Origin of the sequence: Marinomonas sp. MED121 (genome assembly GCF_000153025.1) — a bacterium.
Taxonomy (GTDB): Bacteria; Pseudomonadota; Gammaproteobacteria; order Pseudomonadales; family Marinomonadaceae; genus Marinomonas.
The window spans coordinates 565,008-576,767 of record NZ_CH672431.1 but is presented as its reverse complement, the minus strand read 5'-3'; the positions used below and the strand labels follow the sequence as shown (position 1 = coordinate 576,767).

The following is an 11,760-nucleotide window of genomic DNA, read 5'->3' as shown; positions in this document are numbered from 1 at the left end:
TTAGAACGAATTTTTTGCGCAATAAAAAACGCAGAATCATAAGACAGTTTGATATTACTCTCATCTGCTTTACGCATTAAAATCGCAACACGGGTTTCAAGCTCAGGGGGTTCTATCGCCACGGTTAAGCCCCAACCAAAGCGTGATTTGAGCCTGTCTTCTAGCCCTTTAATCTCTTTTGGATATCTATCACAGGTCAAAATCATTTGTTGACCCCCCTCTAATAAGGCATTAAAGGTATGAAAGAATTCCTCTTGCGTTCTATCTTTGCCTGCAAAGAATTGAATATCATCAATTAATAGGGCATCAACCGAGCGGTAATAGCGCTTAAAGTCGTTAATTGCATTAAGTTGTAAGGCTTTCACCATGTCCGCAACAAAGCGTTCCGAATGCAGATAGACTACCTTAGCATTCGGGTTATGACGCATTAACTCTGTACCAACAGCTTGCATTAAGTGAGTTTTACCTAAGCCTACGCCCCCATAAATAAAGAGGGGGTTATAAGCACCACCCGGATTTTCGGCGACCTGTAAAGCAGCGGCATGGGCAAGTTGGTTAGATTTACCTTCAACGAAGTTATCAAAGGTAAAAGAATTATTGAGGTTAGCGCCATGATTAATCCCCCCTTCAACATCCACTTTACGATTTGAAGAAGGCGATAAAGGTAATTGTCCTTGGGTATAAGGTTCCAAATCACCAATTAAGCCACTATCCGAGAGTTTTAACGGTGCCTCAAACTCTAAATCCGCATGCTTTACCGTATCTTCTTCCATCAAGCTAAAGCCGGGTCGATAGCTAACATTGTTGGCGCGCTCTTCCACTACAGCAACAGGTGCTGGCTCAACAAGAGGAGCAGGGGCTGGTGGAGCAGCTGGTTTAACTAAATTATGAGTGCGAACCGTAAAAGAAAGAACAGGGGCCGGCTCACTGCCAGCAAATTCGGTAAGAAGCTCTTTAATGCGAGTTTGATATTTATTGCTCACCCAATCTAAAACAAAGCGATTAGGGGCAGATAGGATTAAATCACCATTTGCGTTGATTTCAGCATCAAGTGGGCGAATCCAAGTATTGAATTGTTGAGCAGAAAACTCATCTTGTAATCGTTTTTGACAAAGATCCCAATACTCCAATGACACTAACCTTCACTCCTGCTGGGCAAATAAAAAACAGTTAAGCGCGAAATTCTAACTCGGAGAGAATCAGTTATCCACAAAAAGATGCAAATTAGTTAAAAACTCACAGAATTTATTTAAATCGTCATAAAATGTTAATAACAGGCATAGTTATACACACAAGTAGATAAAAACCTTTCTTTGTGGATAATAAGGCTAGTTATTAACATTAAAATTACCTCTTGTTAATAATTATATCCACTGAATTTATCACTATTAAGATTTTGTTTTTATTAACAATATAGATAAAAAAATTTGCATCTGTGTATATCTTTTAAAATATCTTATTTTTTTAATCCACATAGAGATATAAGCCTGTTTATAAAATGTTAAGTATTTATTTCTTGCTTTTTTTCTTTTTATTGTCTGTTTAATGATTGAATTCATTATTAAACTCCAATAAAATTCGCCGCCTGATTTTGAATCAAAATGAAGAGGCTTGGCTAAGGCTAACCCTCAAAACTGAAACACTGCTTCAGTAGTGAGAGAAAGAAAATGAAAAGAACTTTTCAACCTAGCGTTCTAAAACGTAAGCGTAACCACGGTTTCCGTGCCCGTATGGCTACTAAAGGCGGTCGTGCTGTTATCACACGTCGTCGTGCTCGTGGTCGTAAGTCTCTAAGCGCATAAGCCGTTTATGACAGACTTTTGTTTTCCCCGGCAGGTCAGATTACTGACTGCTGGGGATTATCAAACCGTTTTTAATCACACCTCTTGTAAAGTCTTTGCTGGCGAATTCCTTTTATTAGCAACCAAAAGAGATGACGACCTTTCTAGGTTGGGACTCATTGTTGCTAAAAAAAATGAAAAGCGTGCAGTAGGACGAAACCGCATCAAACGACTGGTACGAGAATCATTTCGTCATCATAAAGTCGAACTTGCTGGATTTGACGTTGTCTTTCTAGCACGCCAAGGCATTAAAGAGTTAGATAACCCAACTTTGGCTAAACGGATAGACAAAGCATGGCATCAGCTTATTAAACGGTCTAAAAAAGCCAATAATCAGCCAAAAGACACCAAAGCCAAACAGAAATAGGCTGAAAAAAGCTTGAAAGGCTGGTTTAATAACGCCAGTTTTTTTCGTGAGGCTTTTGTCTGGCATGCTCTAGCAATTTGGCAGGATGTGTAAGGCGTGAGTTTCAGGGCTTTGCCCTTTTTTCTAACCAAACAATATTAGTTGAATACCATGGATTTCAGACGTTATTTTTTATGGGGTGCACTTTTTGTTGTTGGCTACATGCTGTTTTTACAGTGGAACCAAGATTATGGTTCAGTAGCGACAAGCAATGTTGCTCAAACAACCCAAACACAAGAAGCTTCTAACAACACTGACTTACCTTCGACGGCCGCCGCACCTGTAGCGTCCAATGATATTGTGGTCGATGCCAAATTACCTGCTTCTGACACTCTGATACGAGTCGTCACAGATGCATTAATTGTCTCAATCGACCCTGTTGGTGGCGATATTGTTAAGGCCTCTTTACCTGAATACAAAAAAGCTCAAGCTTCTAATGAGCCATTTGTTTTATTAGATAATGGTATTGAACGTATCTATGTGACCCAAAGTGGTCTTGTCGGCCCGAATGGCCCAGATGCCAGTAAAGACGGTCGTCCCGTTTACCGTGTAGAACAAAGTGAGTTTAAATTAGGTGACGGTGAAGATAGCTTAGCGGTTAACCTTTATTTCACTGATGTGCACGGCGTGCAATATACAAAAACCTTTACCTTTCAACGAGGTGAGTTTGCCGTTCGACAGCAAATTACAGTAGACAATAATTCTAATGCGGCTTGGCAGGGTAATTTATTTGCTCAGATCAAACGTGATAATACTGAAGATCCAAGTGCTTCAAGCGGAATGGGACTGCAGCCTTACTTAGGTGGTGCAATTTCTACCGAAGAAAACCCTTACACTAAAGTAAGCTTTTCTGACATGGCCGAAAGCCCAACAAAAATCACCACAACAGGTGGTTGGATAGCCTTATTACAACACTACTTTGTAAGTGCTTGGGTACCGGATAGTAATCAAAAAGCGACCCTTTATACTCGTCAAAAAGGCGAATTCAATATCATAGGTTTTACAGGACCAAGTGTTGAAATTGCAGCGGGAACACAAGGGACTTTAAGCTCTACATTGTATATTGGCCCTAAACTTCAAGATCAACTTAGTGTCACTGCCCCTAACTTAGAATTAACCGTAGATTATGGTTGGTTGTGGTGGTTGGCTCAGCCTTTGTTCTGGTTATTAACAGCGATTCAATCTTTTGTTATTAACTGGGGTGTGGCAATTATTCTTGTCGTAGTTGTCGTAAAAGCTTTGTTCTTCAAGCTGTCTGCTGCAAGTTATCGCTCTATGGCAAAAATGCGTAAATTTGGACCAGAGCTAACACGTTTACGTGAACAGCACGGGGATGATAGACAAAAAATGTCTGCCGCCATGATGGAGCTCTATAAGAAAGAGAAGATCAACCCTCTGGGTGGTTGCTTACCTATCTTAGTTCAAATGCCTGTTTTCCTAGCACTATATTGGGTATTAATGGAAAGTGTGGAACTACGCCATGCACCATTTATGCTATGGATTAATGACCTTTCAGCTATGGATCCATACTTTGTACTGCCAATCCTTATGGGTATCAGTATGCTTGGCCAGCAAATGTTAAACCCTACGCCTCCAGATCCAATGCAGGCCCGCATCATGAAGATTATGCCAATCGCATTTACTTTCTTCTTCTTGTGGTTCCCAAGTGGTTTGGTACTTTATTGGGTAGTAAACAACACTTTATCTATCTTGCAGCAATACGTCATTACTAAGCGTATTGAAAGAGAAGCCTAACCTTCTCAATCATTAGATAGTCAAAAAAGGGCCTCACATGAGGTCCTTTTTTTATGAGCAACCTTAATCCAAATTAGGCGCTTTTAGTGGCTTAAGATAGTGGCTTGAGATTGCCCCCAGACTAGCTGATAATTTAACCTTATTTTTTTATTGCCAAATTTCATAAAGGCCCACCATGACTGAATTAAGCCAAGTTCTAGATAAAGACACTATTGCTGCCCAAGCAACCCCACCTGGAAGGGGAGGTGTAGGTATTATCAGGCTATCAGGTCCATTAAGTTTATCCATTGCAGAACAGGTTTTAGGGTTTAAACCAACCGCTAGACATGCTCATTATGGTCCTTTTAAAGATGCAGAAGGCGAACAAATCGATTTAGGGATTGCCATTTATTTTCCTAACCCAAACTCCTTTACAGGTGAAGATGTCATCGAGCTTCAAGGCCATGGTGGCCCCGTTATTATTGATATGCTATTGAGTCGAGTGCTAGAGCTAGGCGCCCGCTTAGCCCGCCCAGGAGAGTTCTCAGAGCGAGCGTTTTTAAATGATAAAATGGACCTTACCCAAGCAGAAGCGATCGCAGATTTAATCGACTCAGCCTCAACACAAGCAGCAAAGTGTGCGCTCAGATCTTTACAGGGTGCTTTTTCAAAGCGCATAGATGAGTTAGTTGAATCTCTTATCCATTTACGTATTTATGTGGAAGCAGCGATTGATTTCCCAGAAGAAGAAATTGATTTTATTGGAGATGGTAAGGTCGCGAATGATTTAAAAGGGATTCAACAAAACCTGATCGCAGTCCAAAAAGAAGCCAAACAAGGGGCGATTATTCGAGAAGGCATGAATGTGGTCATTGCTGGCCGCCCTAATGCCGGTAAATCTAGCTTGCTTAACGCCTTATCAGGTAAAGACTCAGCCATAGTCACTAACATAGAAGGCACAACGCGAGATGTGCTTAGAGAACAAATTCACATTGATGGTATGCCACTGCATATTATTGATACCGCAGGTTTAAGAGATAGCCCTGATGAAGTTGAGCAAATAGGGATACAAAGAGCTTGGCAGGAAATTCATAAGGCAGACCGCATCTTACTCATGGTCGATAGTAAGTCTTCTTCTAATGAAACAGATCCAGCACATATTTGGCCTGAATTTGTTGCACAGCTCGCTAACCAAGACAACCTAACCTTAGTGCGAAATAAGGTAGATCTTACAACAGAGAAGGTAGGGGTTACTCAGGTAAATAATATCCCTGTCATTTCTTTATCCGCCAAAAACCAGGATGGGGTAGAACTGCTGACTCAACACTTGAAAGATGTCATGGGTTATGACAGTACAACAGAAGGGGGATTTATCGCGCGTCGACGTCATATTGAAGCCTTAAATAAAGCAAGTGAGTTCCTTAATGCAGGCTCACTTCAATTACATGACTTTGGTGCAGGCGAGTTACTAGCAGAAGATCTAAAAGAGGCACAAAATGCCTTAAGTGAAATTACGGGAGCTTTTACAAGTGATGACCTATTAGGCCGTATTTTCGGTTCTTTCTGTATCGGAAAATAAAATCCCCTAGGCAAGTAGATCCCAATCATTTCTACTTGCCTTCGCTCCTTTCTACCACTTAACTCTCATTCCTTTTCTTAGACTTGGTGTCCTTTCAAACTAAAGGGATTTATTCACACGCTGAGGCAAAAGAACTTATTCGCAGCTTCCCTCGTTAAAATTAGGTTATCCACCGTCAAAGGCTTTTTCTAATCCTTCTTTTCTTGCATAAATTCTCATAACTATTCACAAAAACTAAAAAAAAATCGAAAACTCACCTTTTTTTAATTTATTTTAATGTGGATAGATTTTTTATTTTCAATCCAATGAAACACAGTAAAAAAACAAAATTTATCAACAAATTCATATAGATAGTAACAGGTTTAAATTTCAAAACACCCTGTTAATAAGTATGGTGATATCCTAACATTAAGTTTTGCACAGTTTTGAACAAGTTTGGTGTTTTAAAATCACAGTGTATAACTAGCCATATTATGCACACCTTTAGGTTATCCACATAACAGCTTAATCTAGCCTCTCTTAACACCTTATTAGAGGTTTAAATTTTTGATTTATATGTATTTTATTAAGTTATAAACAGAAAAGTCTTCTCTATATAATAGACATAAACATAAGAAACATAGATATATATACTTTATATTTAATTATGATGACCGGGTATAACAAGCTGGCTTTACTTTCTTTTTGAAATTTTGGCTTTATACTAGCGGCCTCCAATTCGAGCATTGTTCGTTTTTTATTCATATATGTTTTTTACTAAGTAATACCGAGGTTCAAGTGGATTTCCCAAGTCGCTTTGATGTAATTGTCGTTGGTGGTGGTCACGCCGGCACTGAAGCGGCATTAGCTGCAGCACGCACAGGTGTAAAAACCTTACTTTTAACCCACAACATAGAAACATTAGGGCAGATGTCTTGTAATCCTGCCATTGGTGGAATTGGGAAATCACACCTAGTTAAAGAAATTGATGCTTTAGGTGGTGCCATGGCATTGGCAACCGATAAAGGCGGTATTCAATTTCGAACCTTAAATTCTCGTAAAGGCCCTGCTGTAAGAGCCACTCGTGCTCAAGCTGATCGCATTTTATATAAAGCAGCCATTCGTCATACCTTAGAAAATCAAGAAAATCTTTGGCTATTTCAACAGTCCGTGGAAGATCTTATTGTTGAAGACGGCTGTGCAAGAGGTGTTGTGACTCAAACGGGTATTCGCTTTCAAAGTAAGACTGTGGTTTTAACTGCGGGTACTTTTTTAGGTGGTTTGATACACGTCGGTCTAGAAAATCATGCCGGTGGGCGAGCGGGAGATCCGCCATCAATCGGTTTAGCTGAAAAATTACGCGCATTACCTTTTCGAGTAGATCGCCTTAAAACAGGTACACCGCCACGTATTGATGCTCGTTCAGTGGATTTTAGCGTGATGCAAGCACAGCCTGGCGATGATATTACGCCTGTGATGTCTTATATGGGTTCAAGAGATCTCCATCCAGCACAAATTAATTGCTTTATTACCCATACTAATGAAAAAACACACGATATTATCCGTGGAGGTATGGATAGATCACCTATGTATACGGGTGTGATAGACGGCATTGGTCCTAGGTATTGTCCTTCGATTGAAGATAAAATTGTGCGTTTTGCAGATAAAAACTCCCACCAGATTTTTGTTGAGCCAGAAGGTTTAACTACCCATGAGCTTTATCCAAACGGTATTTCTACTTCTTTACCTTTTGATGTTCAAATTGAGCTTGTTCGCTCTATGAAAGGGTTTGAAAACGCACATATTACCCGTCCTGGTTATGCCATTGAATACGATTATTTTAATCCTCAGGATCTTAAATATTCACTTGAAACAAAACATATGCCTGGACTCTTTTTTGCGGGCCAAATAAACGGTACGACAGGGTATGAAGAAGCAGGTGCTCAGGGGCTTTTAGCCGGAGTGAATGCTTCTTTATTAGCACAAGAAAAAGAGGCTTGGTGCCCAAGACGTGATGAAGCCTATATTGGTGTTTTGGTTGATGATCTGATCACCATGGGGACCAAAGAGCCTTATCGTATGTTTACCAGCCGCGCCGAATACCGTTTGATATTGCGTGAAGATAATGCCGATTTACGTTTAACGGAAAAAGGTCGCGAATTAGGTTTAATTGATGATGAGCGTTGGGCGGCATTTTGTGCCAAAAAAGAAGCCATTGAAACTGAGCAAGCGCGATTGAAGTCTAATTGGATTGTCCCTAATACCGATGAAGCTGCGGCAATTAATCCTAAACTAGAAAATCCAATTACTCATGAATATAGCCTGATGGATTTGCTTAAACGTCCTGGGGTTGAGTATAAGGATGTGGCAAATCTTAAAAATGCACCAGAGGAACCTGTTTCTGAGCAAGTCGCTGAGCAAGTTCAAATTGCGGTGAAATACGCAGGTTATATTAGCCGTCAAGCTGAAGATATTGAACGTTTACGTCGTCAAGAGAATACACCACTGCCTGTAGATATGGATTATTCCAATATTGAAGGCCTCTCAAATGAAGTAAAACAAAAGCTTATTGAAGCAAAACCTGCAACCCTTGCTGCTGCATCAAGAATACAAGGGATTACCCCTGCTGCTGTTTCATTATTGTTAATCAGTCTTAAAAAACGTGCCATTGCGAGCAAAAGTGCCTAGAATCAGCATCCGTTAACTTTATTTTTACGGAATTGATTGTGTCACATTTTGAGATTATTCAGAAAGGCGCCCAAACCATGGGCGTCGATCTACCAGAACTAACCATTCAAAAGCTAGTTGATTACCTTGCTCTGCTGCAAAAGTGGAATAAGGCCTACAACCTCACAGCGATTCGCGATGTGGATCAAATGATCGCCTTGCATTTGATTGATAGTCTATCAACGATTCCTTATATTCAGGGTGATAAAATTATAGATGTGGGAACAGGCCCTGGCTTACCTGGTATGGTTCTCGCTATCTGCTTCCCTGAAAAAGCATTTACCCTGTTAGACAGTAATGGCAAAAAAACACGTTTTTTAACCCAAGTAAAAATGGAATTGGGTGTTGATAATGTCACTGTGGCCAATGAAAGAGTTGAGCTTCATGCTCAAGCGGGTCAATATGATCACGTTATTTCACGTGCATTTGCCTCATTACAAGATATGATCAATTGGACTTTGCCTTTACCAAAAACGGGTGGCAACTTTTTAGCAATGAAAGGCGTGTACCCTGAACAAGAGATTCAGGAATTACCTGCAGCTGTATATGTGGAAGAGGTTCATACTTTAACGGTTCCCCATGTCAATGCAGAACGTCATTTAGTCGTCATGAAACGTAAAGGAAACGAGTAATGGCAAAAATTATCGCCGTCACTAACCAAAAAGGCGGTGTCGGTAAAACAACAAGTTGCGTCAATTTAGCCGCGTCTTTAACGGCCATGAAGCGCCGTGTTTTACTGATAGACCTTGATCCACAAGGAAATGCAACAACAGGCAGTGGAATTGATAAGGAAGGGTTAGAAACCAGTGTGTTTGATGTGCTTGTGGGCACCCATGGAGTAAAAGAAAGCATAGTGGATGTTGAACCTGCTGGTTATAGTGTTTTGCCTGCTAATGGGGATCTTACTGGCGCGGAAGTGGTTCTGTTAGATCTTCCTAGTAAGGAAACACGGCTACGTTCAGCCCTTTATGAGGTTGAGCAAGAATATGACTTTATATTACTTGATTGCCCGCCTTCACTTAATATGCTGACAGTGAATGCACTAGCGGCATCTCAAGGTGTGCTGATTCCTGTGCAGTGTGAATATTATGCTCTTGAAGGCTTAACGGCACTACTGCAAACCATTGAGCGTATTGCTCAGGCGTTAAACCCAACCTTAGCTATCGAAGGTATCTTACGTACCATGTATGATCCAAGGCCAAGCTTAACCCATGATGTATCACAACAGTTGACTAAGCACTTTGCTGAAAAAGTGTATGATACTGTGATTCCTCGTAATATTCGTTTGGCAGAAGCCCCCAGTTACGGGTTGCCCGTATTACATTATGAAAAACAATCACGTGGTGCCATTGCTTATCTTGCTTTAGCGGGTGAGTTTATTCGTAAAAATCAAGCTGAGCTAACCTAGCTCAGTTAATTATTAATATCAGTGTGTATAAGACGGACTTTTTGAATAAAAGTCATATTTGTTGAAAGGGTTAAAAATGACAGTTAAAAAACGTGGGTTAGGTAGAGGCTTAGATGCCTTATTAGCACCTCAAGCAGTGGCTAATGATGTTGAATCTAATGAGCCAACTGAGCAACTTAATGGGTTGACCTACCTTGACCATGATTTGCTGTGTAAAGGGAAATTCCAACCTAGACGCGATATGAACTCTGTGCAGCTGGACGAGCTAGCTATTTCTATTAAGCAGCAAGGCATCATGCAGCCCATTGTTGTTCGTCCGGTAAGTAATGGAAAATACGAGATTATTGCCGGTGAAAGGCGCTGGCGAGCCGCTAAAATAGCGGAACTTTCAAAAGTGCCAGTAATTGTTCGCCATGTAGAAGATTCTGACGCTGTGGTGTTGGCATTAATTGAAAATATTCAACGTGAAGACCTTAACCCAGTGGAAGAGGCTATTGCGCTCCAGCGTTTAATTGAAGAGTTTGAGTTAACCCAGCAAGAAGTCGCTGAAACCGTGGGTAAATCTCGCTCCGCTGTGGCTAATTTACTACGACTGTTAAGCCTGACGCCAGAGGTAAGACGCCTACTAGAGCATGGTGATTTAGAAATGGGTCATGCACGTGCACTTTTACCGTTAGAGCATGATGAACAGATACTTGCAGCCTCTCAAGTGGTGACAAAAAGTATGTCTGTGAGAGAAACTGAACGTTTAGTGAAGTCAATCCAATTTAAACAGCAAAATGAAGAGCAAGAAGCTGAAAATTTGCCTGACTTTAGCCAGAGGGAAGAGAGCATAAGTCAGAAGATTAATGCTGCGGTAAAGATACAACAAAACCCGAAAGGTAAAGGTAAATTGGTCATTGAGTACCGTAACCCCGAACACTTAGAATTACTGTTAAGTGAACTATTTGAGACCAATTAAAGGTCTCGTATGCGTTTTTTTTGTGCATTTTTTTCATAAAACTTAAGAATCATCGACATGAATAGCGTGATAGTGTTGAACGCGTCACTTATTCCCCCTATAATGCGTCGAATTTTTAACCTCTAGGGGATTTTACGAATTCAAATTAAGTGTTTGAGTTCATTCAATAAGCGGCAAGTTTTGCAGGTTTATTTGAGCGAAGAGATTAGAGGTTTTAGTGATAATGACAAACAATAAACCGCTCAGTTCTAAACAACTGATTCAAGCGAAAAAAACGGCTGTTTTTCAATTTGTTTTTTTTCAGTTCTTAGCGGCATGTGTTATCACTTTGGTGATTTTTTTTGCGAATAGTGAGTTGTCTGCCTACTCATTTTTTTTAGGCGCTATCGCAAGTGTTATCCCAAGTGCTTATATGGCATTTAGAGTATTTGGAAGTAAGAAGGTTAGAGCGGCTCAAGAGATCGCGAAATCTTTTTACAAAGGTGAAGCAGGCAAGTTAATCATCACTGCAATTATGATGAGTCTGATTTTTAGCCTAGTAAAGCCACTAGCTGCAGGTTACTTTTTTGCAGGTTTTGGAATGACAGTTTTAAGCCATTGGCTTAGCCCTTTTGTACTTAAGCATTAATTAAGTATAAAAGGATGACAGTTTTTAATCATTAAAGAGCGTGGATAGATAATATGGCAAGTGAAAATCCAACAGCTTCTGAATATATTCAGCATCACCTTCAGAATTTGACCTATGGTCAACATCCTGATGGAACATGGGGCATTGCCCATGGTGCAGCAGAAGCAGCCGACATGGGCTTTTGGGCAATTCACCTAGATACAATGGGTTTTTCCATTGCACTGGGTCTGTTGTTCATTTGGCTATTTAGAAAAGCAGCTAAAAAGGCATCTGCTGAGACGCCTTCAGGTTTGCAAAACTTTGTAGAGTTGATGGTTGAGTTTGTTGACGGTAGCGTCAAAGAAACCTTCCATGGTAAGAGCAAGGTTGTTGCACCCTTAGCATTGACGATTTTTGTCTGGGTGTTCTTAATGAACCTCATGGATTTAATACCTGTAGACTTCTTGCCTACACTCGCTGCTCTTGCTGGTATCCCTTACTTTAAAGTGGTACCGACA

At 40.5% G+C, this 11,760-nt stretch carries 11 protein-coding genes; 10 read left to right on the top strand and 1 reads right to left on the bottom strand.

The annotated features are described in order from the left end of the window. The coding region (gene dnaA / locus MED121_RS14200; RefSeq protein ID WP_036180527.1) for a chromosomal replication initiator protein DnaA at positions 1-1,136 on the bottom strand (1,136 nt) is incomplete at its 3' end. Positions 1,137-1,667: 531 nt separating this feature from the next. On the opposite strand from dnaA, the gene rpmH reads away from it, so the two are divergent. From rpmH to MED121_RS14150, 10 genes are all read left to right on the top strand, one after another. Continuing rightward, positions 1,668-1,802 carry a 50S ribosomal protein L34 gene (gene rpmH, locus MED121_RS14195; protein WP_009834411.1) on the top strand — a complete coding sequence of 45 codons (135 nt, stop codon included), beginning with the start codon at positions 1,668-1,670 and terminating at the stop codon, positions 1,800-1,802. A gap of 7 nt (positions 1,803-1,809) precedes the next feature. After that, positions 1,810-2,208, top strand: a complete 399-nt coding sequence (gene rnpA / locus MED121_RS14190; RefSeq protein ID WP_009834410.1) for a ribonuclease P protein component — start codon at positions 1,810-1,812, stop codon at positions 2,206-2,208. A gap of 150 nt (positions 2,209-2,358) precedes the next feature. Further along, positions 2,359-4,002: a membrane protein insertase YidC gene (yidC, locus tag MED121_RS14185; protein ID WP_009834409.1), complete on the top strand. Its 1,644-nt coding sequence runs from the start codon at positions 2,359-2,361 to the stop codon at positions 4,000-4,002. A 175-nt stretch (positions 4,003-4,177) separates the two neighbouring features. Beyond that, positions 4,178-5,560: a tRNA uridine-5-carboxymethylaminomethyl(34) synthesis GTPase MnmE gene (mnmE, locus tag MED121_RS14180; protein WP_009834408.1), complete on the top strand. Its 1,383-nt coding sequence runs from the start codon at positions 4,178-4,180 to the stop codon at positions 5,558-5,560. A gap of 777 nt (positions 5,561-6,337) precedes the next feature. After that, on the top strand, positions 6,338-8,227 hold the full coding sequence (gene mnmG / locus MED121_RS14175) for a tRNA uridine-5-carboxymethylaminomethyl(34) synthesis enzyme MnmG (protein WP_009834406.1): 1,890 nt from the start codon (positions 6,338-6,340) through the stop codon (positions 8,225-8,227). Between the two features lie 38 nt (positions 8,228-8,265). After that, on the top strand, positions 8,266-8,898 hold the full coding sequence (rsmG, locus tag MED121_RS14170; RefSeq protein ID WP_009834405.1) for a 16S rRNA (guanine(527)-N(7))-methyltransferase RsmG: 633 nt from the start codon (positions 8,266-8,268) through the stop codon (positions 8,896-8,898). Next, positions 8,898-9,674, top strand: a complete 777-nt coding sequence (locus MED121_RS14165) for a ParA family protein (RefSeq protein WP_009834404.1) — start codon at positions 8,898-8,900, stop codon at positions 9,672-9,674. The genes rsmG and MED121_RS14165 overlap by 1 nt, the downstream gene beginning before the upstream one ends. A 76-nt stretch (positions 9,675-9,750) precedes the next feature. Beyond that, complete coding sequence (locus tag MED121_RS14160) at positions 9,751-10,635, top strand: ParB/RepB/Spo0J family partition protein (protein ID WP_009834403.1); 885 nt, start codon at positions 9,751-9,753, stop codon at positions 10,633-10,635. Between the two features lie 223 nt (positions 10,636-10,858). Beyond that, positions 10,859-11,263, top strand: coding sequence for an ATP synthase subunit I (locus tag MED121_RS14155; protein WP_009834402.1), 405 nt, complete (start codon positions 10,859-10,861; stop codon positions 11,261-11,263). A gap of 53 nt (positions 11,264-11,316) precedes the next feature. Continuing rightward, positions 11,317-11,760: FoF1 ATP synthase subunit a (locus tag MED121_RS14150; RefSeq protein ID WP_009834401.1), on the top strand; the 444-nt coding region annotated here is incomplete at its 3' end.

Bases quoted from the DNA above. Each gene is read 5' to 3' on its own strand.
- rnpA (WP_009834410.1), top strand. From the start codon at position 1,810: ATGACAGACTTTTGTTTTCCCCGGCAGGTCAGATTACTGACTGCTGGG.
- mnmE (WP_009834408.1), top strand. From the start codon at position 4,178: ATGACTGAATTAAGCCAAGTTCTAGATAAAGACACTATTGCTGCCCAA.
- MED121_RS14160 (WP_009834403.1), top strand. From the start codon at position 9,751: ATGACAGTTAAAAAACGTGGGTTAGGTAGAGGCTTAGATGCCTTATTA.
- yidC (WP_009834409.1), top strand. From the start codon at position 2,359: ATGGATTTCAGACGTTATTTTTTATGGGGTGCACTTTTTGTTGTTGGC.
- MED121_RS14165 (WP_009834404.1), top strand. From the start codon at position 8,898: ATGGCAAAAATTATCGCCGTCACTAACCAAAAAGGCGGTGTCGGTAAA.
- rpmH (WP_009834411.1), top strand. From the start codon at position 1,668: ATGAAAAGAACTTTTCAACCTAGCGTTCTAAAACGTAAGCGTAACCAC.
- MED121_RS14155 (WP_009834402.1), top strand. From the start codon at position 10,859: ATGACAAACAATAAACCGCTCAGTTCTAAACAACTGATTCAAGCGAAA.